A 23472-nucleotide genomic window follows, 5' to 3' on the forward strand; every position below is an offset into this window, starting at 1 on the left:
AGGCTTGTCCCACACAAGAGTGATTACGACTCCTGTGAGGACAAGCCTCTTTCGTTCTTACGGAGCAGGTACAAATTCTACTGCTCCGGTTGAGATATTCGTTAGCGTCAGTTTGCCGGACTCGTTGGTACCGTCTTCCCGCTTGAACGTGGAAGCTCTCGTCGCGCCGCTGACAGCCAGCGCCTTTGCCATAGCAGCCGTTACCAGACGCCCCTGCTGTTCCTTCCAGATGACAAACGTACAGCCTTCCCTAAACCGCATACATCCAAAGCCGCGTTTCCCTTCCACAAGCTCACCCCCGCAGCCTGGCCGTGGACAAGTGGCGATCACCTTCGGCGAGCTTGCTGCCGGCTCCCGGGATACCGCTGCGCCTGTGGCTTTCGCAGAACGAGTTGAGGAACTGCTACTGCCGCCCGCTGAGGTGCTTGCAGACTTCGATCGAGGTGCAGCCGTACTCCTAGCAGCGATCCCCGTGCCAGAGCCGGATGCCTCGGTCTTCGCTGCCTTCTCCTTCGAGGAAGGCCGCCGCGAATTCTTCTCGACTGAAGCGGAAGCTTTCGCTCCTCTGCCTTTGCCTTTTGCTTCTCCGGCAGGTTGCCCCGGCTCCTCGAACAAGCTCGCGTCTGCTTGTCGCTGATGCTTCACTTTGCCGACGATCATCTCGGCAAACTGCTTCACCTTCGCAATGAACTGCTCATCCGACGCTTCGCCCTTCGAGATCTGATGGAGCCGCTGCTCCCAGCGCCCCGTCATTTCCGGCGAAGCGAGCAGTTCGACGCCCGCACCGCGAATCAGCTCGATGGCTGCGCAGCCCTTCGTCGTGATATCGAGCCGCTTGCCTGTCGGCTTGATATACCCGACATACTTCAGCCGCTCAATCGTCGCGGCGCGCGTTGCCGGAGTTCCCAGCCCCGTCTGCTTCATCGCGTCACGAAGCTCTTCATCCTCAATCGCTTTACCGGCACTCTCCATCGCTTTGAGCAATGTGCCTTCCGTATATGGCTTCGGCGGCTTCGTGGCCTTCTCGAGCGCATCTGCGCCGTCACAATGTACCGGTGCATCGGGATCAACCGAGAACGGACGATCGGTTTCGACCAGATCATCCTCTTGATCATCCGTCGCATCGTCGGATTTCTTCTTCGACTTGCTCTTAGCCTTGCTCGCGTTCCCGTCATCCTGATCGCCCAATACGACTCGCCACCCGGCATCCAGCTGTTCCTTCGCACGTGTGCGGAACTGCTCTTCTTCAACCTCCGTCAACACTTCGTGATTGTTGTAGACCGCAGGAGGATAGTAATGAGAGAGGAATCGTCGAACGATCATATCGTAAATGTTCTGCTCTTCCGTGCTTAAGGAACCGGGACGCTTAGGCGTCGGCAATATCGCATGATGGTCCTCAACTTTAGCCGGATTACAGACGGCCTTGTTGCCTTTATGCACCCTGCTGCGATCCGCGCCGTTAGCCAGATCCCCGTAGGAAGTTTGTTTAAGCATGTTAAGAACATTTCCCATTATTGGAAGGTTCTCTTCCGTGACATAGTTAGAGCTTGTCCGCGGATACGTAATCACTTTATGTTTCTCATAGAGGGATTGCGCAATATCGAGCGTTTTCTTCGCCGGGTAGCCATATCTGCCATTCGCTTCACGCTGCAGCAGTGTCAGATCGTACAGCCGATAGGGATATTCCTTCGATTCCGTCACCGTATAGCTGACAATCTTAGACGGTTTCCCGGATACTTTAGCGGCTAAAGCTTCAGCCTGCTCTCGTTTCGTTATCCGGTCTCCCTGCCAGACGCCTTTATACGTAAAGTCCTGCTGACTGAACGAGGCTTGCACCACGTAATAGGTCTCACTGTCAAAAGCGGTAATTTCTTTATGCCGGTCATACAGCAATGCCAATACAGGTGTTTGTACGCGTCCAACCGACAGCAGTGTTTTGTGGCGGATGGTAAATGCCCGCGAAGCGTTCATCCCCACCAGCCAGTCCGCCTCGCTTCTCGCCTTAGCAGCACGTGTAAGATCATCGTAATCCCGATCGCTGCGCAGCGCATCGAATCCGCGGCGAATCGTTTCCGGGGTCAAATCGGAAATCCACAGCCGATCTGTCGGCTGCGGCATTTTCAAATATTGCCGGATCAAATGGAAGATAAGCTGACCTTCACGTCCGGCATCGCATGCGTTAACAAGCCGGTCGCAACGCTTCGACAGCTCGCCGATAGTAGCAAGCTGATCCTTCGTCCGCGCATTCGGCCATAGCTTAAAGTGATCCGGAATGATGGGCAAATCCGCTTCATTCCATCTCTTATATTTGGGATCGTACTGATCCGGCTCCGCGAGACTGACCAAATGACCGATCGCCCACGTAATAATGTAGTGCTCGCCTTCCAAATAAGCGCGTTTGTTCTGCGCCTTCGGTTCTACGACTGCGGCGATTGTCCGGCCCATATCGGGTTTCTCTGCGATAATCAATGTTTTCAAGCAATCGCCTCTTTACCGTTCGTTAACCAACATAATCTGACGTTTCATCGCATCCAATATCGCTCGTACGCCTTTCGACCAATTGACGTCTTCGGCATATTTCGTATTGATCCAAGTGAGTGCGTCGACATCGTCAGGTCTTCCTTGACTTTTATGTACGATCGTATTGCTTGCGATCTTCGCAGACTCGCTGATTGTGGTATTAAACTCTTTCCAGCTGTGAAACACATTAAACGGATTGTTCGCGATCTTCTTCGCATCTTTGTGCGTCTTCGGTACAAATGCCTGTTCTTGTCCGGTTATCGCAAACAGCAAGAGCGGATGGATATCATGCTCTTTAGCCGCATTAACAATTGTGCTGAGGTACGGCTCCTCTGCAAGTAATGACGATTTCCTCGCCAAATACTGTACAAGCCGTTCTTTATTTACTTCCACATATCTAAGCTCACTGGGCAATTCATTCTTATACTTCTGCTCGATCGCTATCGTTGGCGACTGAGGAACCGGAGGGGTTATATCCACAGGGTGTCCTGTCTGAGGAAGCTCGGCACGAGTTGTTGGAGGATGAAGGGTCCACCAGCCATAGAACAACGTCGACGCGCTTAGCGCCAGCGTCAGGAACAAATAAGTACTCGGCTTGGTTTTATTGCCTAGGCCGCCATCACGGCTGCCGGGAAGCGCGATAACCTCTGCCATTCGTTCGGGCGCGCGATAATAGCCTGCCACCGTGCCGACAACAGCATCCCAGGCTTCAACCTGCAGGTGGGGGGAGTTCGCAATATGAACGCCTTCTTCGATAATACCCTTGAACGCTTCATGCTCAATCGTCACGCCAAGCCGCTGCTCCACCCATTCATGCAAGGCATGAAAAAGCTGAGGGTCACGATAATCGAGCCTCAGGCATGCTTCAAAGATATGTTTCTCATCAACGGGAACCTGCTTCCTTACCGCAATGCTCCGCATCAGCTCCGTCGAAACGCTCAGCTTCTGCTCGTGCGGGAAAGCCGGTAATTGCCTCAGGACAATACGCTGCATCGCATCCGCTACGATTTCGGCGCGGCGATCGCTAGGCAAGTCGCCATACTTATGCTGGACATAATGTCTGATTTTATGAATATCCGTCGGCGTAAGAACACCTGCAGCTGCGGTTCGCAATCGAATCTCCTCCCACCAAGAAACGATAACCTACAGCTCATTTTACCACATCTTACCTTAGCCGATAGAGAGATTTGCAATCTGTGTTTGGATTTCTGCGGATTCAATATACGCTCTTATCTGATCCTTCTCATCCGAGGTGAATTGAAACTCGCAATCACAGCCCTCATCCAGCGGAACGATCTGAGCAATAACCCCGCTATGCGTACAGATCACTAATGCCGTTAAATCGATTAAGCCTTCAGGTACAGGCGTTGCTTGATCCACGATCATACGCAGCTCGATATCCACCCATTGGCCGTCACGACGCTCCATGCGAGGAATAAACGTCATAAATCGCAGCTGAGTAACCAGCTCGGAACCATATTGAATCATCGTAATTCCACTCCTTCGTTAAACGAAATAAAAGCGCCCGTAGGCGCTTTGCATTCCGAATCGCTTCTTAAGGAAGCATCGTTGTTCCCATCAAATAACGGTCCACTTCACGCGCAGCCTCGCGTCCTTCGTTGATTGCCCAAACAACCAAGCTTTGTCCACGGCGCATGTCGCCTGCAGCGAATACTTTGTCAACGCTCGTTTTGTAGTTGCCGTATGCGGCTTTTACATTCGAACGACGGTCTTGCTCAAGGCCAAGCTTCTGAATCAGCGTGTTCTCAGGGCCTTCGAAACCAACCGCGATCATAACCAGATCAGCTGGCCATACTTTCTCTGTGCCTGGGATTTCCGTATAGATTCTGCGGCCGGTTTCATCCACTGTACGCTGGATTTGCACCGTGTGCAATTCTTTCAGGTTGCCGTTCTCGTCACCGACGAATTTCTTCGTCAATACGGAGAATGCACGAGGATCTTCGCCATACAGCGCGCGAGCTTCCTCTTGTGCATAATCAAGCGTGTACACGTTAGGGAATTGCGGCCATGGGTTCTTCTCTTGGTCACGCACTAGCGGCGCTTTGCCAACTGTACCGAATTGCGTCACCGATTTACAACCGTGGCGAAGCGCTGTCGCTACACAGTCTGTACCTGTGTCGCCGCCGCCGATTACGATCACGTTCTTATCTTTAGCCGAAATATAGTTACCGTCTTCCAAGTTGGAATCTAGGTAGCTCTTGATTGTGCCGTTCAAATAATCCATTGCCAAGTGAACGCCGTTCAAATCGCGGCCTTCAATGTCAACTTCGCGCGCCTTCGTAGCACCGCCGCAAAGGACAACCGCATCGAATTCATTCATCAATTGCTCAGCCGGTACATTCGTGCCAACCTCTGCGTTTGTAATGAAGTTAACGCCTTCCGCTTCCATCAGATCCACGCGACGCTGAACCACTTTCTTGTCGAGTTTCATTGTCGGAATACCGTAAGTGAGCAAGCCGCCGATGCGATCTGCGCGCTCATAAACCGTAACGGTGTGGCCTGCTTTGTTAAGCTGTGCCGCGCAAGCCATTCCGGCAGGACCGGAGCCTACAACGGCAACCTTCTTGCCTGTACGCATAAGCGGCGGTTGAGGAACGACCCATCCTTCATCGAAGCCTTTGTCGATAATGGATTGCTCGATTGTTTTGATCGTAACCGGATCGCCGATCAGGCCTACCGTACAAGAGCCTTCACACGGAGCCGGGCAAACACGGCCGGTGAATTCCGGGAAATTGTTCGTTTTGTGCAAACGATCAAGCGCTTCGCGCCAAAGCCCACGATAGATGAGGTTATTCCATTCCGGAATAAGGTTGTTCACCGGACAGCCCGATGCGCCTCCCGGAAGCTCGATACCTGTATGGCAATAAGGCGTACCGCAATCCATGCAGCGCGCGCCTTGCGTTCTCAGCTGATCTTCGCTGAAATGCTTATGAAATTCATCCCAATCCTTAATCCGTTCAAGCGGATCGCGGTCAGCAGGCAGCTCGCGTTTGTAGTCCATAAATCCAGTAGGTGTAGACATGATCGCTTTTCCTCCATCCATTTTCCCATTACCGAATGTTCGTTATCTCTCTAAAACTATATCGGGAATCGACATTGAATTCAATATCAAACTTTACCATATAAAACCTGATAACTATTTACAATATCTTAGCAACTTGGCCTAACGCAATAAATGGATTTTCCGTACAATCATTTGCACTTTATCACATAATGTTAGGCATTTGCCATACAAATAGAATTCTCTCTAACGAGCTTCCCTGACATATGTAACGATCGTAAAATCATATGCATTTTTCTCATCCTTCGAGAAATGCTCCCGATTCTGCACGGTCCACTCTTTCATGTCGAAAGCCGGAAAATAAGCATCCCCCGCCACATCCGCTTCGACTTCCGTTAACCACAGCTTGTCCGCATAGGGCATAAACAGCGAATAGATCTCTGCCCCGCCCATAATAACAAGCTCTTCACCTTCATGAGGGCCAAACTGAGCTAACACTTCATCTACGGAGTGCGCAACCTCACAGCCATCCGGCTTATAATCCAAGCTGCGGGTTAAGATGATATTACGGCGATTCTTGAGCGGACCGCTCAGCGATTCGAAGGTTTTACGCCCCATCACAACGGTTTTGCCAGCTGTCGAACGACGAAAATGAGCCATCTCCGCGGGCAGGCTCCATGGCATATCATTGTCGATCCCGATCACCCGGTTGCGCGCCATTGCGGCAATCATGGCAATTGTCATCATCGGCACCCTCCCTTATATCGCGACTTCAGCTTTAATCGTAGGATGATGCTGATAATCGGCAATCTCGAAATCATCATAGACATAATCGAAAATCGATTCCGGCTTCCGCTTAATGATAAGCTTCGGCAGCGGCAGCGGTTCACGAGATAATTGAAGCTTTACCTGCTCGATATGATTGCTGTAAATATGAACATCCGCACCGGAATAAATAAATTCCCCAACGCCAAGATCGCATTGCTGGGCAATCATATGCGTAAGCAGCGCATATTGCGCAATATTAAACGGCAGACCCAAGAATGTATCCGAAGAACGCATCGTCAGCATACATGAGAGATTCCCGTTCGCCACATAGAATTGGAATACAAAATGACACGGCGGAAGCTTCATATTGTCGATTTCCGCTACATTCCATGCGCTGACGATATGGCGCCTCGAATCCGGGTTATTCTTAATCGAGTTTACTACTGCAGCAATTTGATCTATATGACGACCGTCAGGTGTCTCCCAAGCCCGCCACTGCGACCCGTAGACAGGACCCAGATCCCCGTTCTCATCTGCCCACTCGTTCCAAATCCGAACGCCATTCTCTTGCAGGTAACGAACGTTCGTATCTCCCTTAAGGAACCAGAGCAGTTCATGAATAATGGATTTCACATGCATCCGTTTCGTCGTGACCAGCGGAAAGCCTTGATTTAAGTCGAAGCGAAGCTGACGACCGAACACGGATCTAGTTCCTGTTCCTGTACGATCTTCTTTAACTACCCCGTTATCCAAGACATCCTGAAGCAAATCCAAATAAGCCTTCAACGTCCGTTAACCCCTCTCCAACTTTCTACAAAAAAACCGCTTCCTCTTATCTTAACATTTAATGGCTCTTCTGTCTGTCCTGTTTTCGCTGCATGCGAAGTTCGTAACGATCCGGAGCGGACAGATGAAGCGCCTGTTCTTCATCATTCTGCGGAATTATGCCCGGAACAGGGGTCGGCTTGCCATGCTCATCCAGCGCAACGAAGGTGAAGAAGGCGGTGACAGCTGTTTTGCGTTCTCCCGTATAGACATGCTCGGTTTGGACCTTCACATAAATTTCCATAGAGCTCTTACGCGTCCATGTGACAAAAGCTTCTACGTCGATCATATCGCCGACCTTGATCGGTGCAACAAAATCCAAACTATCGGTCGAAGCCGTTACCACCGGCCCGCGCGCATGACGCATGCTGGTGATCGCCGCGATCTTATCCATGTACTCCATGACTTTACCGCCGAACATCGTGCCGTGGTAATTCGTATCCGATGGGAAGATCAGCTGCATCATCGTTGATCTCGATTCGTCCGTTGTCTTCTTCGACACTTCGCTTGTCATTGCAGGCAGCCTCCTTGGCTAAATGCTAAAGAAGAAAGAGGCCCAGCTGCAGAACAACTGCGGCGTGACCTCTTGCATTCCTGTAAGCTTTGATTATTTATTGATCATCTTATTATTTGGCAATGGCGTGGATCGGGTGTCCAAGCGCTACTTCAACCGCATCCAGAACGATCTCGCCAAGCGTTGGATGTGCATGGATCGTCAGCGCGATATCTTCAAGAGTCGCACCCATTTCGATTGCAAGTCCGAGTTCCGCGATCATGTTGGAAGCTTCAATACCGGCGATTTGCGCGCCAAGTACAAGGCCGTTATCCGCATCTGCGATAACTTTGACGAAACCTTCGTTTACGCCAAGGGACAACGCACGTCCGTTGATGTTGAACGGGAATTTGCCAACCTTCACGTTGTGGCCTTTTTCCTTCGCTTCCTTCTCGCTGTAGCCTACGCTGGAGCATTCAGGATCGGAGAATACCACGAGCGGAATGCACTTGTAATCGATTTTGCTTGGTTGTCCGGCAATTGCTTCTGCAGCAACGCGGCCTTCATACATCGCTTTATGCGCAAGCGCAGGTCCTGCGATGATATCGCCGATTGCGAAGATGTGCGGGATGCTTGTACGGCATTGCTCGTCGACTTCGATCAGACCGCGGTCGGTCATCTTCACGTCGATCATATCAAGGCCAAGCTCGCCATCTGTATTTGGACGGCGTCCAACAGTCACAAGCAGGTAATCTGCCGTAACTTGTTTGTCTTCGCCGCCAACAGTGTACGTTACCGTTACATCGTTGTCTGTTTGAACGGCGCTCTTCGCTTGAGCACCGGTTACGATATCTGCTTTCGCGCCTTTTAGCTTCTTCGCCACGAGCGAAGACATGTCGCTGTCAAAGCCGGGAAGAATCGTATCGGAGCCTTCGATTACGGTAACTTTCGTTCCGAAACGAGCGTACATTTGACCAAGCTCGATACCGATGTAGCCGCCGCCGATAACGACGAGGCTCTTCGGAATTTCAGGCAAGGACAAAGCTTCCGTCGAAGAAACGATGCGGCCGCCGTAAGGGAATGCTTTCAGCTCGATTGGACGGGAGCCTGTAGCAATGATGCAGTTCTTGAAACGGTAGCGCGGTGCTTCTTGTTCATTGAATACACGTGCTTCCGTATCGCTGATGAACATCACTTCGCCGGCGAAGAATTGAATTTTGTTAGCTTTCAACAGCTGCCCTACGCCGCCGGTCAATTTCTTTACGACGCCGTTCTTGAACTCTTGAACTTTGCTCCATTCCACTTTCACATCGGATGCTGTGATACCGAATGAAGAAGCGTGCGAAATGGATTCATATTGATGGGACGCCGAGATCAGCGCCTTGGACGGGATACAACCTACGTTCAAGCATACGCCGCCTACATACTGTTTATCTACAACAAGCACGCTTTGGCCAAGCTGTGCAGCGCGAATTGCCGCTACATAGCCGCCCGGGCCTGCTCCAATGACGAGCAAATCAATATCGAGTGATGCATCTCCTACTACCATGGTTTTAAACCTCCATTACAAGTAATTGCGGATCAGCCAGCAGCTGTTTAATGTAGTTCATGAAGTTTTGCGCTGTTGCGCCATCAATCAGACGGTGGTCAAAACTTAGGGAAAGTGCCATAACCGATGCCGCAACGATTTCGCCGTTCTTCACAACCGGTTTCTCGGAGATACGGCCTGTACCAAGAATAGCAACCTCAGGGAAGTTGATAACCGGAGTAAAGAACATACCGCCAGCGGATCCGATGTTCGTGATGCTGATCGTGCTGCCTCTGAGTTCGGACGCTGTCAGCTTGCCGTCACGGCCGCGAGTAGCCAGATCCTTGATTGCATCAGCAACCATCCATACGTTCTTGCGGTCTGCATCTTGGATTACCGGAACGATCAAACCGTTATCCGTATCGGTAGCAATACCGATGTTGTAGTATTTCTTGTACACGATCTCTTGTTTCTCTTCGTCAAGCGTCGCGTTCATAATCGGGAACTGACGGCAAGCCGCTACAAGAGCTTTCACGATGAATGGCAGGTAAGTCAGCTTAACGCCTTTCTTCTCTGCGATCGGCTTCGCTTTCGTGCGAAGCTCAACAAGTGCGGTTACATCCACTTCATCCATCAGTGTTACGTGAGGTGCAGTGTATACCGATTTAACCATGGCGTTCGCAATAACTTTGCGAATGCCTTTGAATGGTACGCGCTCTTCAGCACGGTCGCCGACAACGACAGCCGCAGCTGCAGCCGGTTTCGAATCCGCTGCTGCCGGTGATTCCGCCGCTTGTGCCGCAGCCGGAGCTGCTTGCGCCGCCGTTCCGCCGCCTGCAGCAATTGCAGTTACGTCATCACGCGTGATGCGGCCGTTCTTGCCAGAGCCTGCTACGCCGGCAAGCTCAACGCCTTGTTCGCGAGCGAATTTACGCACGCTTGGCGTTGCTAAAACCATACCGCCTGCTGCTGTAACGGGAGCCGGAGCTGTCGCTGGCGCAGCAGGTGCTGCTGCAGGAGCTGGAGCCGCTGCTGTTGCTGGTGCCGGTGCTGCCGCCGGTGCCGGTGCATTGTGGCTATCGCCAGCCGGCGCTGCTTGCTCAGGCACATCGCCTTCCGCATCGATGATGGCAACAAGGTCGCCAACATGGCAAACCTGTCCGTCCTTTACGAGCACTTCAAGCACTTTACCATTTACAGGACAAGGAACTTCAACGATTGCCTTGTCATTCTGTACTTCCATGATGATATCTTCATCCGTAACCGTTGCGCCTGCCGTAATATGCATTTTGACGATTTCGCCTTCATGCAAGCCTTCGCCCAGCTCCGGGAAACGATACTCGAATTTTGCCACGTCCCGTGACCTCCTTCTCAGTCTTCACAACCTGCTCTTTGGTGGGTTTATCTATTAGAAATTTAGCACTTGGTTTACTGTTTTGATAATGCGAGCAGGGCTTGGCAGCCAAGCGTCTTCCACTTGTGCGAACGGGTAAACCGTATCCGGACCCGCTACGCGAAGTACCGGCGCTTCCAGGTGAAGGATTGCGTTCTCGTTGATTTGAGCGATGATTTCCGCAGCTGCACCGGAAGTTTTCTGAGCTTCCTGTACAACGATTGCGCGATTTGTTTTCTTAATCGAAGCAACGATCGTTTCGATATCAAGCGGAAGCAGTGTACGCAGATCGATAACCTCTGCTTTCACGCCGCTCTTCTCAAGCTCTTCAGCCGCCTTAACAGCTGTGTGAACCATCAGACCGTATGCGATGATCGTGACATCGGAACCCTCGCGAACAACATTCGCTTTACCGATTTCGACTGTGTATGCTTCTTCAGGCACATCTTGACGGAAAGCATGGTAAAGGTTCAAATGCTCCATGAAGAATACAGGGTCATTGTCGCGAATAGCCGCAACGAGAAGACCTTTTGCATCATAAGGATTGGAAGGTACGATTACTTTGATACCAGGCGTTTGAATCGCCAAGCCTTCGAGGGAATCGGTGTGAAGCTCGGCTGCCTTTACGCCGCCGCCAAATGGCGTACGGAATACGATTGGCGAGTTGTAGCGTCCGCCGGAACGGTAACGCATACGCGCTGCTTGGATAAACATTTGATCCATGGCTTCATAGATGAAACCGACAAATTGAATTTCAGCAACCGGGCGGAAGCCTTGAAGCCCCATCCCTACCGCCATACCGGCAATTGCTGATTCAGCAAGCGGTGTATCGAATACGCGATCTTCGCCGAATTCGCCTTGCAGTCCTTCTGTCGCACGGAAAACGCCGCCGACCTTACCAACGTCTTCACCGAAAATGTATACGTTCGGGTCATTCTTAAGCTCCACACGCATTGCGTCGCGGATCGCTTCTTTCATATTCATTTGAGCCATTGTCGCGAGTTCCTCCTTAGCTAACTTCGATAGTCATCCCATTTATTGGAAATCGGCTTTTTGCGCTTCCAGGTGAGCAGGGGTGTGCTCGAACATGGAATCAATCAGTCCGTTCACGGTCATTTTCTCTGTTGCTTCTGCTTTCTTGATGTGTTCGTTTACAGTCGCTTTCGCTTCCTCTTTCACGCGGGCTGTATCTTCATCCGACCACAGACCCTTCTTCTCCAGGAATTTCGCGAAACGAGTGATCGGATCTTTCAGGCTCCATTCGCCCTCTTCATCCTTCGTACGGTATTTCGTTGTATCATCCGCCATGGAATGCGGACGGAAACGGTAAGTCAGCATCTCGATAAGCGTTGCGCCTTCGCCGTTACGGCCGCGCTCTGCAGCATCGGATACCGCTTTAATAACAGCAAGAACGTCCATACCGTCAACTTGCACACCGCGGATACCGGCAGCGACTGCTTTGTGCGCAACCGACAATGCAGCAGTTTGCTTCGCGTATGGAGTTGTGATCGCATAACCGTTGTTTTGAACAACGTAAATGACAGGCAGCTTGAATGCGCCGGCAAAGTTCATGCCTTCGTAGAAGTCGCCTTCCGATGAACCGCCGTCACCAGTATAAGTGATAGCTACGCGCTTCTCGCCTTTTTTCTTAAATGCCATAGCAACGCCTGTAGCATGTAGAATTTGAGCGCCGATAATGATTTGCGGCATAAGAACATGAACGTCCGCAGGAATTTGACCGCCGTGCTGATGACCGCGAGAATACAGGAATGCTTGATACAGCGGCAGTCCGTGCCATACGATTTGAGGCATGTCGCGGTAGCCCGGGCAGATGAAATCATCTTTGTTCAGTGCATATTCGCTTCCGATCATGGAAGCTTCTTGACCCGAAACAGGTGCGTAGAAGCCAAGACGACCTTGTCTTCCCAAGTTTACGGCACGCTCATCCCATGTGCGCGTGAAAACCATACGATACATAATTTCTTTCAATTGCTCATCCGACAAATTCGGCATAAGCGCTTCGTTGACAATTTCCCCTTCAGGAGACAAAACGGAAAGTGGAGTTACCGGCTCCGTCTGAACTTCATAAGGCAGCTTGCTCATATTGTTCACCTCAGTTGAATATTTGAAAAAACGAGTATCCCTGTTATAGAATGATTATAAACCTGTTTAACCGAAATGGTCAAAGCATAAAGCACAATAAACCGTTGTATTTTGCAACATTTGATCTATTAGCCTGCTAAATTGTATATGTAACAGAACTATCGAACTACTAGTACAGAATAGTACAACAGGGCATATTACTAGCAAAAGCTGCATTTGTTTCCTCCCTTTTGTTTACCCACAACACGTCCAAACCATGCAAGGACAAAGGAGTTTTTATTCATGACCGATCCTCGTTATTTGAAAAGAACGATTGTAAAGGATGTCATTACCAGTCGATTGCTGCCCGAGGGCTCACGCGATCTAAGGGTATATTTACCACCCGGCTACAATGAACTGCTCAGCTATCCGGTCGTCTATTGCCAAGACGGCGAGCAATTTTTCAACTTCGGCCGCATTGCGACGATCGCCAATCAGCTCATTCTGGATGAAGGGATTGAGCCTTTCATTATTGTTGGTGTTGATGTGGACATTAAGCTGCGCACGGCCGAATATGCACCGAACGGCGAACGGCATCACGGATATGTCACTTTCTTCGGCGATGAACTCATTCCGTATATCGAGTCCAAATATGCAGCACGACCAGACGCCGACGCTCGCATTCTTGCAGGCGATTCCTTAGGCGGATCCGTCAGCTTTCACATTGCGCTCACCTACCCCGAATTGTTCCATCAAGTTATTTCCTTGTCAGGGGCGTTTTATCCCGCTTCGCGCGAGATTGCCAAGAGCACTTCGGATCTAAGCAAACTGGAACTGTTCATGATCGTAGGCCTGCAAGAAACGGCATTTAAATCCGATAGCGGCGTATTTGATTTTGTTGCTATTAACCGTGAAATGAAAGCTATCCTGGAGTCAAAAGGAGCCACAACCCATTACAGCGAGCATGATGGCGATCATGTGTGGGGCTTCTGGCAGCAGCGCATTCCGGATGCGCTTCGCACGTTCCTTCACCCTGAGGCTTAGTAAACGCGATAAATGCAAAAAGACCGCATCCCAACTTCTCGTTGGGGATGCGGTCTTTCTTTATTTTACAATTGATGTTCGCGACGAATTCGCTCCAGCAGATTCTCGCAGCCTTTCGATACAAGCCCATAGACCTCATCGAAATTGCCCGTGTAATACGGATCCGGTACATCATCGCTCGCCTCATCGGGCAGCAAATCCATGAATTTGAACACTTTGGCATGCAGATCAGAACGGCTTCCGAAGAGCGCATGCACATCACGTTCATTGGCGCTGTCCATGCAGATGATATAGTCGAAGGTCTGATAGTCGTCGATAAGCACTTGTCTAGCTCGCATTCCCTCGTATGAAATACCGTAACGCTCCAGCAGTCCGCGCGTTCCTTCATGCGGCGGCTTGCCGAGATGCCAATCTCCCGTTCCGGCGGAATCGACTTTGATCCGGTCCTCCAGCTCGCGCGCCTTCAGTCGATGCCTCAGCACCGCTTCGGCCATCGGCGACCGGCAAATATTTCCCAGACAAACAAATAATACGCTAATCATGATCCTTCTCCTTTTTCTTGCTCAATCTTGGCAGCTTCAGCGCGCTCTTTATCCGAATGGACCGACTGCGCGAGCGCGTACTTCAATGATCGCCTCGGCAGCCGCCAGTTGTAGTGAACGGATAACATCCTGAAGATAATGACGATAACAAATAAGATTAATAATTCCACCGGGGATTCGAAAAAGCCCAAGCCGATCGCCGCGCCAGCGGCAAGCGCCCAGACTGCGTAGATTTCATCTCGCAGCACCAGCGGCTTCCGACCTGCAAGCACGTCGCGAATCATCCCGCCGCCGATACCGGTCAACATGGCTGCAACCATAACGGCGCTAAGCGGGTACTTGCCCGTTGCGTACAGCGCCCCTTGAATCGCAAAAGCCGACAGCCCGATCGCATCGAAGAAAGCTTCGCTCTTCTTCCATCTGTTAATCCACTTGACCGGCATGATAAATGCGATCGTCATTGCGATTACCGCCGTCTTCAGCAGCATGCCCTGCGTCCATATCGTCGTAATCGGAACATTGATCAATAAGTTCCGGATTACTCCGCCTCCGAAAGCAGTAACAAGTCCAAGCACGTACACGCCTAAAATATCATACTCTTCTTCCATTGCAACAATCGCGCCGCTGACCGCAAACGCAATCGTTCCGATAATACTGAAAACGGTGAAAATGTCCATGTCCATCTGTAGATTCATTGCTTGATGCCTCCGCGTGTCTCCGCTCAATATGATCCTTACTCATTTTAGCCGCGGCTCGTCGAATCTTCAAGCGTTACATTTTCCACTTCGGGAGCAATTCGGCTGGTCAACGACTCACAAGGGAAGTATACTGGCGTAAAACGCTTCGGTTCACAAATGGACACGAACGATTGCAAAGGCAGGACTACTTATGATTCCTAAGCGAATAGTTATTTTTACAGGCGGTCGATTGGGTACGTGGGCGCTTGATTTCCTCACTCCTGACGATATGCTGATCGGAGCAGATGCCGGCGCATTATTCCTTGTCGAGCACGGGCTGAAGCCGCATATCGCACTGGGCGACTTCGATTCCGTTACCCCGGCTCAGTTGGAGTACATCCGTGAGACCAGCGGCGAAACTCATGATTACGATCCGATCGACAAAGATTATACGGACACGGAGCTTGCTTGGCGTCTTGCACTCTCCAAGAAACCGCAGCAAATCGTCATGCTTGGCGCTCTCGGAACCAGGTTCGACCATTCGCTCGCGAATGTTCACTTGCTCCGTATGGCGCAGCAGCAAGGAATTGCCGCTTCGATAGTAGATGAACACAACTGTATTCAGCTGACCGCTGATCAAACGAAGTTATATAACAGCAGCTACACTTATGTTTCCCTATTGCCGCTATCCGAACGTGTGACTGGCATTACGTTGACAGGGTTTCAATATCCGCTTCATGAGGCTTCTCTTGAAATCGGACAATCGCTCGGCATCAGTAACAAGCTTCTCCTTGAGGAAGGTCAAATTGCAATTAAGCAAGGGATGCTGCTCGTTATACAAAGCCGGGATTAAAGGTGACTCTGAAAGAATGAATAGCCACCTTATCATGCCCTGTTGCGACAATCAAGCTTTTGGCTCATCCGGCGGTATGATGATGGATAGTCCGGGGACGTATTTTCGCCCCATCAGCTTGCGCGTTTTACGATTTTCCTTCGATTCGAACACGATATCCATATCGTAGCCCTCTTCCAATTCCGGGTACAGCTGCGTGCTCGGAATGTAGAGCGACAGCCGTTTGCGGTTGAAGGTCATCTTGTTCTTCTGAACCTGCACAACCACATCGCCACGTTCATTTGCCGGTTGGAATACGATACCAGTCCGCTTAAGCGGATAAATCCAGACACAATCCCCGACTTCCAATGGTTTCTTAGCTCCGGCCCCCGACGAATTTGCGACTTCCTCCTTGTGCTTTACTTGAGTCTTTGCCTCTTCTTTGCTGCTTGCCCGCTTCAATGCATCGTCCCATCGCAAAGCAGAAGTGGAATCAAACTCTCCGGCGTTCAACTTCTCCTGCTGTTGCGTCGAATTGGCGGATTTGGCTGCCACAACGCGCTCCTCCGCTCGCTTAATGACACTCTCAGGCAAGCCGAACCTCCTCGCAATCGCAAAAGCGTAGCTGTCCCCGGCTTCCCCGATTTCCAGCTTATAAATCGGTTGCAGCGTATCGGCATCGAATGCCATACGGGCATTCGTACAACCCTTCATGACGGAGGCGAATCGTTTAATCTCGTTAAAATGAGTCGTGGCCGCCACAAGCGAGCCGCGTTTCAGAAGCTCCTCCAGCACGGCAATGGACAAGGCAATCCCTTCGCCGGGATCCGTGCCGGCTGCCAGCTCGTCAAGCAGAATCAGCGAGCGAGCATTCGCTTTGCGAAGCATATCGCTTAGGCATTCCATGTGCGCAGAGAACGTGCTTAACGATTGCTCAATGCTTTGGCCATCACCGACATCCGCCATAATGGTCTGGAATAACCCCAGCTCCGTTCCGGCCTCTGCCGGGATAAGGAATCCTGACTGCACCATCAGCGCGAATAAACCAATTGTCTTGAGCGCGACGGTTTTGCCGCCGGTATTAGGTCCCGTTATGATAAGCTGTCGCCACTCGCCTCCAATTTCAATCGTAAGCGGTACTGCCTTGCCGCCTAACAGCGGATGTTTGGCTCCGATCAACCTCACGTAAGGCTTGTCGATAATGGCAGCTTTAATCCCGTTAAACGTACGCGATAGCTTCGCTCTGGCAAATATAAAATCAAAGGATGCCATGGCCTCCAAATTCCATCTCAACGCGGCGCTCTGCTCTTCGGCCAAATCGGAGAGCTGCGAGAGGATAAGTGTTCGTTCGCGTTCCTCTTCACTCTTCCACATTTGCCACTCCGCTTGCAGATCAGCCACATCGACCGGCTCAACGAACAAGGTTTGACCGCTTGCCGACTCATCCCATACGGTACCCGGCACTTGTCTGCGCAGGTCTCTCTTCACCGGAATAACATAATGCCCGTTCCGTTTGCTGACTAATTGATCCTGCAGCGCATTCTTGTATTTGCCTAACAGCTGACCCAGCTTGCGCTCGATTCGCTCTTCTGCGGCAGCAAGATGCCGACGGATGTCCGCCAAAGCCGGAGACGCTTGATCGGTCAGCGCGCCATGCCGAATGCAGCGCTGCAATTCCTTCACGAGCTCAGGGCAATCGTACATGGAATCCGCGTAGCTGCTGATTGTCGGTGCAGTCATTCGTTTACTGTCCATATATCGTTTCATTTGCCCGATTGAGGTGAGCCAAACGGCCAAATTGCCGAGCTCCTGCTCGCTGTAGATTTTCCCTTTGCCCAGCAGTGCCATGAAGACCTCTATGCCTTCCATTGCCGAGATCGGGACGCTTGCACCGGTTGCCAGCAGCGCCGCCGCCTCTTCCGTTTCGCCAAGCCATGCTTTCACTCGGCCAGGTTCCGCGCTTGGTTCATGCCGCTCGGCGAGCGCTCTTCCCGCTTCAGAAACGGTGTAGGTGAGCAGCATCGCTTTAATTTTATCGAATTCCAATTTCGTCATCGACGCGTTATTCATCTCGTTATCCATCCTTTTCGGTGTTTGAATGTATACGCAAAAAAACAGGGACAGAACGCATACGCATCCCATCCCTGTTCATGGTTTTCTCGGTAAACTCTTTTCGATTCGACGAAGAAACCTGCTTCCGGCAATCAGAATGCGGATTTCCCGTAGAACAAAAAAAAGCGTGCTCGAGAGAGCACGCGAATTTACCGTCCAGTAGGAGGCGGAAATTGTCATGTTCTTAACTCATTGGTTGCACGCTTCTGTGGGATGCAGCAATATAAACCTACTCCAATTAGAGAAAGTCCACTTGCTTATCTGACAAAAGCCGTGCACCCGGCAGCGCTTCAGGCGCCGGGCAGTATCCAATTTAGAAGTTAAGAACCATAACCCGCATTAAAATTTCCCCTTACTGCTTAAAGTTAATTTTATAATAGCGCCAGCACTCGGCCTAAGTCAAGCGGCAATCGCCTAAACGATGGCGGTCAGTCCCGCATGCGCAAATGCGACATTAGCAGGCAGCCCATAATTTCGCTGTAAATCAATATCATGCGACATATGCGTAAACAATGTTTTAACTGGTTTTAAATCTTCGATCAAGGCCAGTGCTTCCGTAACATCATAGACGGAACGCGTCTCGAACGGGTATGGTTCCTGATAGAAGCTCGTCCCCAGTATGAGCAGATCCAGCTCTGCCAGCGGTACCAGCTCCTCGCCTTCAAGCGCAATGGAATCGGAGCAATAGGCGAATGCCTTACCGCGCTCGGCATGCGAGAACCGGAACGCGTACGCGTAACCGTTCTTCCCATGGTTTACCTTCCACGTCTGCACAACCCAGCCCCCGAATTGAAGCGGCCCTGTAATCGGATGGAATTCAATATGAGACGAGAGCCATGGAAACCGAGTTAGAATATCGTTTATCACATCAGGCATAGCGTAGGCTTTCCCTTTGCACCGGAGCCATCTGCATAGGTCTGCCCACTCCGGCAAACCTGCGATATGATCGAAATGAGCATGAGTAATCAATATCGTATCTATCCGCTTGAGACCTGCCGCTTCCATCTGGCTGCGCCAATCCGGACCGCAATCAATCAACATCGTCCCAAACTCTTCATCTGCGAGATGAACGAGTGAACGCATTCTGCGGTTCACGCCGCCCGATCTCGCCTCCTCACATACGCTGCATGAGCAATAGACACGAGGAACGCCCATTGCATCTCCCGTTCCCCAGAAGGTGACTGTCGTCGCCAAGAATGTTTCCCCCACTCCCATTAACGTTATGTACGCACTGCCTCTCTACAGTGGTTTCAGCGCTAGCTTGGATTGCCCTTTCAAGCCTTCGACCATGGCATGCCATTCATCCGGCTTATTAGGCAGAGCCGAATAGTATTCCGTCAAGAACGCCACTACGAGCGATGCATCCAGTTCAGTGCGGTTCTCGTCCTGAGGCAAGAAACACAAATCCAGCCCGCCGACAGCCGCCCCATCTTCTTCCCAAGACGGGTGTACATAAGGGAAGTCAATCCGCATATAACCGATATGCGACAGCACTTCACGACGAACAAACGGGTTCATCGGATAGACGCCGCCGAATTCATATTCTGCCAGCGTAGGATTGTAAATTTCGGCAAACATGCCGATCGGATCGGTTCCGCTTTGCTGCGCCAACCGTTCCAAGTCACGCGAGCGGTTACGCATCAGAAACCGACCCGCACCCAGCCCCGGACGACCGACAATCGTAAAATCCGTCATCGCGACTTGCATACCGGGATAGTAGCGATATTCCGTTGTGCCGACAACCTCGCCTTCATGCACCGCTACATAGACGTGAATGCTCGGATCCTCGAGAGGACCGGCCCATTTCTCGAATGCAAGCACTTCTTCCTTCGGGAAAATGGTTTTCATCAAGTCATGCATGCTCTTGAATAAGGGATTGTCGATCGATTGAATGCGTATGTAGTCCATGGCTTATAACTTCCTCTCTATTCGTGTATAAATGGATTCTTCCACTCCATAATTGCGGCATAACCGCAGGATTCTTCGTCCTCCAGATAATGCTGCGCAACGCCGACCGGCAGTCGCCCGCAGCGCATCAGAAACGAGATTACGGGATCATTGTACAAGCCCGTTGTAATCCCTTCTAAATATTCCGACGCCGATACCTTATCTGAATACCGATGATAGCCCGGCATCCGTCCGCCGCCAAGCAGTCTCCTCAACTGAAGATGCACGACAATCTCATACATGCTTTGCATAAGCCATTTACCGATGCCGGCTTTACGCATTTCGGGAATGACGCATAAATCCACGACATATAACGTTGTACCATCAGGATCGTGATTGCGAATGTATCCGCTGTCCGTGACAGCCTCCCAGGTATGTTCGCCCTCCAGCTGCGACTCTCTTACAAGAAGCCCCGTCATGGAGCCGATTAAACGGCCATCCATTTCCGCGCATATCGCACCTTCCGGAAACCGAGTAATATGCTCACGCAGCTGCGTTTCATTCCACCATAGCTCGGAAGGAAACGGAGGCGGAAAGGAGGCCCGCTGAATGGCGATCATTCCCTCGATATCGGAGATACCGTAATTGCGGATCACAATTTCGACTGGTTTGCCCATATGGTAGACAATCAACTGTTTCCGCATCGCTCACCCTCCCCTCCTCCGGAAATCGATCGCACGCTTACGACCAGTCGCAGTATAAATCGGTGCGGCGGTCGCGCCAAGTCGTAACCGATCCGGCAGCACGCACATCGTGAAGCAGCTGCACATTGAGATCAGCGACAACAAGCATATCATCATTAATGATGCCTTCTGTCATGATGCCGGCAGGAGGGAATGGAATGTCGTTTGGAGAAATAACAGCCGCTTGACCGTAATTAGCTCGCATAAAATCAACTTTGCGCAGCGAACCAACGGTACCAGTCGTCACAATGTAGACTTGGTTCTCGACGGCCCTTGCATGACAGCAGTAGCGAACCCGGTAGAAGCCATGCCGGTCATCGGTGCAGGAAGGACAGAAAATAATGTCCGCCCCTTTCGCCCGCGCCATCCGGACCACTTCCGGAAATTCGATATCGTAACAAGTAAGCATCGCGATTGTGCCATGCTCGGTATCAAAGACGCGCAAGGATTCGCCATGCGACATATTCCATTCCTCGCGTTCGGTAGGCGTCATATGCAGCTTCGCCTGCTGCTCCACACGGCCGTTTGGGTAGAACAGATGCGCTGCATTGTTTAGCTTGCCGTCCCCGGCATCAATGACATGCGTGCCGCCAACGATGTGCACTTGATATTCCGCTGCGAGTGATTGAAATAGTTCTATGTAGCGATCCGTAAAGTCAGGCAGTCTTTCAATCGACAACGGTCGTCCCTCATCGTCTCCGATGGAGAGCAATTGCGTCGTGAAAAACTCCGGAAACAAAATAAATTGAACGCCATATTCAGATGCATTCCGAACATAGTGCCGAACTTGATCGGCAAATTGTTCGAAGCGTTCGATATCTGCCAGCTTGTACTGGACAGCGCAGACACGTAAACTCCCCATAGTTCTCACCGCCTTTGTAAGCTTCGAAAATGATTATTTGCGCAATGGCAGCGCAATCGAGATGGTCGTACCTTGTTCAGGTTTGCTGAATACGTCGATTTGACCTTCATGCAAATCTACAATCCGCTTGGCGATGGACAACCCAAGTCCGGCACCGCCGGTGGATCGGCTTCTGGCGCTGTCTACGCGGTAGAAACGCTCGAACAAATGAGGAATTTCGTCCTCGGGAATGCCCATGCCTTTGTCCGAGACCGATATCCGGATAACGCCTTTATTCGCGCCAAGGGTAACATCGATTGGATCTTTGCTGTATTTGATTGCATTGTCAATGAGGATGACAAGCAGCTGCCTGATTTTGTCCTTATCTCCGATCATGCGAACATCTTGTTTGCCGGTATGTACGCGAATCATGCGTTGGAAGGTCATATGAAGCATATCCGCGGTTTCATCCGTCAGCTGCACGAGATTGAAATTTTCCAGATTGAGCCAATCTTCCTGCTCGGCTTGCGCCAGCTGCAGCATCGATTTGGTCAAGTTCTGCAACCGCTGCGATTCCTTGCTGATCGCTTCTATCGCTTCATCGCGAATGTTGACATCATCGCGTCCCCATCTTTTCAACATGCCCGCATAGCTGGTAATAACCGTTACCGGCGTTCTTAACTCATGCGAGGCATCGGCAACGAACTGCTTCTGCCGCTCGAACGTACGATCCAGCCGGTCGATCATCTGATTAAAGGCGCGCGCAAGCTGAAGCAGCTCAGCAGATTGATCGCGCTGAGCCAGCTCGATCTGTCGCAGCTTCCCGCTGCGGTCAATCTCCCTCATTGTCTGCACCATGTGCTGAATCGGCGATGTTAATCTCGAAGTAAACCAATAGGTACCGAAGATGGCAAACAAGATCGCTCCGATACTGGTAATGGTCAACGCAATGACCAGAACCTGCAAGTAGCTGTCCAGCAGCGTCAGTTTACGGTAGAGCTCAAGCGTTCCGATCACCTGGCCGTCATGGAAGAGCGGCACCTTCATGTACAGCACTCGGCGGCCTTCCAGAAAGAACATCCCCGTATCATGCTGACTCGAAAATTCCGACTTCAGCGCAAGCAGCTCGGAGTCAGAGCCTTGCGAGTTCACGGTTCTGCCGCCTCGATCAACGATGCGTATGAGCTCGCTGATGTTATAGAAATCCCGAAGCAGCTCCCCATTGGATAACTGAGTGGGGTCGACGATTCGGGGATCCTCGAGCAGGATATTGACTTTATTCGTCAGCAGTTGATCCTCACTGCGAATCGTGATTTTAATCACAAATAAATAAACGAAAATGTTAAACAGGATCAATATAAATATAAGCCAAAAAATCGTGAAAAACGTAAATCGTCTGCGCAGCGTCATGCATCCGGCTCCTTGAGCATATAACCTACGCCACGAACCGTGTGGATGAGCTTATGCCTGTACCCTTTATCGATTTTCTGGCGCAAATAACGGATGTATACATCCACTAAATTCGTCTCGCCTATGAAATCATAGCCCCATACTTCGGACAAAATATCCTCTCGCGACTTCTCTTCATTCCGATGCTCCGCCAAATAAACAAGCAGCTCGAATTCGCGCGGGGTGAGCTCGATCGCCAGATCCTTGCGGAAGACTTTGCGCGTGCGCAGCTCGATCGAGAGATCGGCGGCCTTCAGCACATCCGGACTCTCCGTCTCCTTCGGCTGCTGCTGAAAGATACGCAGCAAATTGCGAACGCGCGCAAGCAGCTCTTCCATCGCGAACGGCTTCGTAATATAGTCATTGGCGCCATGCTCGAAACCGCTTACCTTGTCCGGAATCGTGTCACGTGCCGTTAATAGAATAATTGGGATTTGATTGCCGGATTGCCGCAGTCTGCGCAGCACTTCAATTCCATTTAGTTCAGGAAGCATCACGTCGAGAAGGAGCATATCCCATTCGCCGTTGTTGGCTTGTTCAAGTCCGCTCCTGCCGTCTGCGGCACGACCGACCGAATACCCTTCATGCTCTAGCTCAAGCTGAAGCACCCGTGCAATGCCGTCCTCATCTTCGATAACAAGAATGCGTTCGTTCATTCTCGCTGTACACCCACTTTGTTATAGACTTAAACGGGACCAGCCCGTTCCCACTATC

The 23472-nt window shown here is 51.1% G+C and carries 22 protein-coding genes; 2 read left to right on the forward strand and 20 right to left on the reverse strand.

Features of this window, described 5'->3' with window-relative positions; all coding sequences use genetic code 11:
* Positions 1-57: 57 nt before the first annotated feature.
* From I8J30_RS11675 to pdhA, 11 genes are all read right to left on the reverse strand, one after another.
* The gene (locus I8J30_RS11675) at positions 58-2478 is read right to left on the reverse strand and encodes a DNA topoisomerase 3 (RefSeq protein WP_210658382.1); all 2421 of its coding nucleotides are present in this window, start codon (positions 2476-2478) and stop codon (positions 58-60) included.
* 12 nt (positions 2479-2490) lie between these two features.
* Entirely contained in the window at positions 2491-3633 is a 1143-nt protein-coding gene (locus tag I8J30_RS11680; RefSeq protein ID WP_210658384.1) for a hypothetical protein, read from the reverse strand.
* A gap of 57 nt (positions 3634-3690) precedes the next feature.
* On the reverse strand, positions 3691-4008 hold the full coding sequence (locus I8J30_RS11685) for a hypothetical protein (RefSeq protein ID WP_210658386.1): 318 nt from the start codon (positions 4006-4008) through the stop codon (positions 3691-3693).
* Positions 4009-4075: 67 nt separating this feature from the next.
* Complete coding sequence (locus tag I8J30_RS11690; RefSeq protein WP_091215776.1) at positions 4076-5563, reverse strand: glutamate synthase subunit beta; 1488 nt, start codon at positions 5561-5563, stop codon at positions 4076-4078.
* Positions 5564-5788: 225 nt separating this feature from the next.
* Positions 5789-6289 (reverse strand): dihydrofolate reductase, encoded by a 501-nt coding sequence (locus tag I8J30_RS11695; RefSeq protein WP_240548027.1) that lies wholly within the window; start codon positions 6287-6289, stop codon positions 5789-5791.
* A gap of 12 nt (positions 6290-6301) precedes the next feature.
* Positions 6302-7096, reverse strand: coding sequence for a thymidylate synthase (gene thyA / locus I8J30_RS11700; RefSeq protein ID WP_210658387.1), 795 nt, complete (start codon positions 7094-7096; stop codon positions 6302-6304).
* A 58-nt stretch (positions 7097-7154) separates the two neighbouring features.
* A complete protein-coding gene (locus I8J30_RS11705) occupies positions 7155-7649 on the reverse strand; it encodes an acyl-CoA thioesterase (RefSeq protein WP_091215770.1) in 495 nt (164 codons plus the stop codon).
* 112 nt (positions 7650-7761) lie between these two features.
* A complete protein-coding gene (lpdA, locus tag I8J30_RS11710) occupies positions 7762-9177 on the reverse strand; it encodes a dihydrolipoyl dehydrogenase (RefSeq protein ID WP_210658389.1) in 1416 nt (471 codons plus the stop codon).
* 4 nt (positions 9178-9181) lie between these two features.
* Positions 9182-10510 carry a dihydrolipoamide acetyltransferase family protein gene (locus I8J30_RS11715; protein ID WP_210658391.1) on the reverse strand — a complete coding sequence of 443 codons (1329 nt, stop codon included), beginning with the start codon at positions 10508-10510 and terminating at the stop codon, positions 9182-9184.
* A 54-nt stretch (positions 10511-10564) separates the two neighbouring features.
* Positions 10565-11542: an alpha-ketoacid dehydrogenase subunit beta gene (locus tag I8J30_RS11720; RefSeq protein ID WP_210658393.1), complete on the reverse strand. Its 978-nt coding sequence runs from the start codon at positions 11540-11542 to the stop codon at positions 10565-10567.
* Positions 11543-11584: 42 nt separating this feature from the next.
* Positions 11585-12652, reverse strand: coding sequence for a pyruvate dehydrogenase (acetyl-transferring) E1 component subunit alpha (gene pdhA, locus I8J30_RS11725; protein ID WP_091215764.1), 1068 nt, complete (start codon positions 12650-12652; stop codon positions 11585-11587).
* 282 nt (positions 12653-12934) lie between these two features.
* Between pdhA and I8J30_RS11730 the strand changes: the two genes are divergently transcribed.
* The gene (locus I8J30_RS11730) at positions 12935-13675 is read left to right on the forward strand and encodes an alpha/beta hydrolase (RefSeq protein WP_210658395.1); all 741 of its coding nucleotides are present in this window, start codon (positions 12935-12937) and stop codon (positions 13673-13675) included.
* Between the two features lie 65 nt (positions 13676-13740).
* Here the strand turns inward: I8J30_RS11730 and I8J30_RS11735 are convergent, their stop codons facing one another.
* On the reverse strand, positions 13741-14217 hold the full coding sequence (locus tag I8J30_RS11735) for a low molecular weight protein-tyrosine-phosphatase (RefSeq protein ID WP_210658397.1): 477 nt from the start codon (positions 14215-14217) through the stop codon (positions 13741-13743).
* Positions 14214-14894: a trimeric intracellular cation channel family protein gene (locus I8J30_RS11740; RefSeq protein ID WP_210658551.1), complete on the reverse strand. Its 681-nt coding sequence runs from the start codon at positions 14892-14894 to the stop codon at positions 14214-14216. The genes I8J30_RS11735 and I8J30_RS11740 overlap by 4 nt, the downstream gene beginning before the upstream one ends.
* A gap of 211 nt (positions 14895-15105) precedes the next feature.
* On the opposite strand from I8J30_RS11740, the gene I8J30_RS11745 reads away from it, so the two are divergent.
* Positions 15106-15747, forward strand: coding sequence for a thiamine diphosphokinase (locus I8J30_RS11745; RefSeq protein ID WP_210658399.1), 642 nt, complete (start codon positions 15106-15108; stop codon positions 15745-15747).
* A gap of 51 nt (positions 15748-15798) precedes the next feature.
* Here the strand turns inward: I8J30_RS11745 and I8J30_RS11750 are convergent, their stop codons facing one another.
* The 7 genes from I8J30_RS11750 to I8J30_RS11780 form a co-directional block, all read right to left on the reverse strand.
* Complete coding sequence (locus I8J30_RS11750; RefSeq protein WP_210658401.1) at positions 15799-17796, reverse strand: endonuclease MutS2; 1998 nt, start codon at positions 17794-17796, stop codon at positions 15799-15801.
* Between the two features lie 456 nt (positions 17797-18252).
* Complete coding sequence (locus I8J30_RS11755; RefSeq protein WP_338044854.1) at positions 18253-19032, reverse strand: MBL fold metallo-hydrolase; 780 nt, start codon at positions 19030-19032, stop codon at positions 18253-18255.
* A gap of 45 nt (positions 19033-19077) precedes the next feature.
* Positions 19078-19746, reverse strand: coding sequence for a GNAT family N-acetyltransferase (locus I8J30_RS11760; RefSeq protein ID WP_210658403.1), 669 nt, complete (start codon positions 19744-19746; stop codon positions 19078-19080).
* Positions 19747-19763: 17 nt separating this feature from the next.
* Positions 19764-20429 (reverse strand): GNAT family N-acetyltransferase, encoded by a 666-nt coding sequence (locus I8J30_RS11765; RefSeq protein WP_210658404.1) that lies wholly within the window; start codon positions 20427-20429, stop codon positions 19764-19766.
* 37 nt (positions 20430-20466) lie between these two features.
* Positions 20467-21330: a carbon-nitrogen hydrolase family protein gene (locus tag I8J30_RS11770; RefSeq protein WP_210658406.1), complete on the reverse strand. Its 864-nt coding sequence runs from the start codon at positions 21328-21330 to the stop codon at positions 20467-20469.
* Between the two features lie 33 nt (positions 21331-21363).
* Positions 21364-22719 (reverse strand): HAMP domain-containing sensor histidine kinase, encoded by a 1356-nt coding sequence (locus I8J30_RS11775; RefSeq protein ID WP_091215742.1) that lies wholly within the window; start codon positions 22717-22719, stop codon positions 21364-21366.
* Positions 22716-23414 carry a response regulator transcription factor gene (locus I8J30_RS11780; RefSeq protein ID WP_091215739.1) on the reverse strand — a complete coding sequence of 233 codons (699 nt, stop codon included), beginning with the start codon at positions 23412-23414 and terminating at the stop codon, positions 22716-22718. Before I8J30_RS11780 ends, I8J30_RS11775 begins: the two co-directional genes overlap by 4 nt.
* Between the last annotated feature and the right edge of the window lie 58 nt (positions 23415-23472).

This window comes from Paenibacillus lignilyticus (assembly GCF_017942085.1).
Classification (GTDB): domain Bacteria; phylum Bacillota; class Bacilli; order Paenibacillales; family Paenibacillaceae; genus Paenibacillus_Z; species Paenibacillus_Z lignilyticus.

Excerpts from the sequence above, each read along its gene's own strand:
- I8J30_RS11685 (WP_210658386.1), bottom strand. The coding sequence starts at position 4,008 with ATGATTCAATATGGTTCCGAGCTGGTTACTCAGCTGCGATTTATGACG.
- I8J30_RS11695 (WP_240548027.1), bottom strand. The coding sequence starts at position 6,289 with ATGATGACAATTGCCATGATTGCCGCAATGGCGCGCAACCGGGTGATC.
- I8J30_RS11705 (WP_091215770.1), bottom strand. The coding sequence starts at position 7,649 with ATGACAAGCGAAGTGTCGAAGAAGACAACGGACGAATCGAGATCAACG.
- I8J30_RS11770 (WP_210658406.1), bottom strand. The coding sequence starts at position 21,330 with ATGGGGAGTTTACGTGTCTGCGCTGTCCAGTACAAGCTGGCAGATATC.
- lpdA (WP_210658389.1), bottom strand. The coding sequence starts at position 9,177 with ATGGTAGTAGGAGATGCATCACTCGATATTGATTTGCTCGTCATTGGA.
- I8J30_RS11775 (WP_091215742.1), bottom strand. The coding sequence starts at position 22,719 with ATGACGCTGCGCAGACGATTTACGTTTTTCACGATTTTTTGGCTTATA.
- I8J30_RS11730 (WP_210658395.1), top strand. The coding sequence starts at position 12,935 with ATGACCGATCCTCGTTATTTGAAAAGAACGATTGTAAAGGATGTCATT.
- I8J30_RS11735 (WP_210658397.1), bottom strand. The coding sequence starts at position 14,217 with ATGATTAGCGTATTATTTGTTTGTCTGGGAAATATTTGCCGGTCGCCG.
- pdhA (WP_091215764.1), bottom strand. The coding sequence starts at position 12,652 with ATGAGCAAGCTGCCTTATGAAGTTCAGACGGAGCCGGTAACTCCACTT.
- I8J30_RS11760 (WP_210658403.1), bottom strand. The coding sequence starts at position 19,746 with ATGGACTACATACGCATTCAATCGATCGACAATCCCTTATTCAAGAGC.
- I8J30_RS11780 (WP_091215739.1), bottom strand. The coding sequence starts at position 23,414 with ATGAACGAACGCATTCTTGTTATCGAAGATGAGGACGGCATTGCACGG.
- I8J30_RS11690 (WP_091215776.1), bottom strand. The coding sequence starts at position 5,563 with ATGTCTACACCTACTGGATTTATGGACTACAAACGCGAGCTGCCTGCT.
- I8J30_RS11720 (WP_210658393.1), bottom strand. The coding sequence starts at position 11,542 with ATGGCTCAAATGAATATGAAAGAAGCGATCCGCGACGCAATGCGTGTG.
- I8J30_RS11740 (WP_210658551.1), bottom strand. The coding sequence starts at position 14,894 with ATGGACATTTTCACCGTTTTCAGTATTATCGGAACGATTGCGTTTGCG.
- I8J30_RS11750 (WP_210658401.1), bottom strand. The coding sequence starts at position 17,796 with ATGAATAACGCGTCGATGACGAAATTGGAATTCGATAAAATTAAAGCG.
- I8J30_RS11745 (WP_210658399.1), top strand. The coding sequence starts at position 15,106 with ATGATTCCTAAGCGAATAGTTATTTTTACAGGCGGTCGATTGGGTACG.
- I8J30_RS11765 (WP_210658404.1), bottom strand. The coding sequence starts at position 20,429 with ATGCGGAAACAGTTGATTGTCTACCATATGGGCAAACCAGTCGAAATT.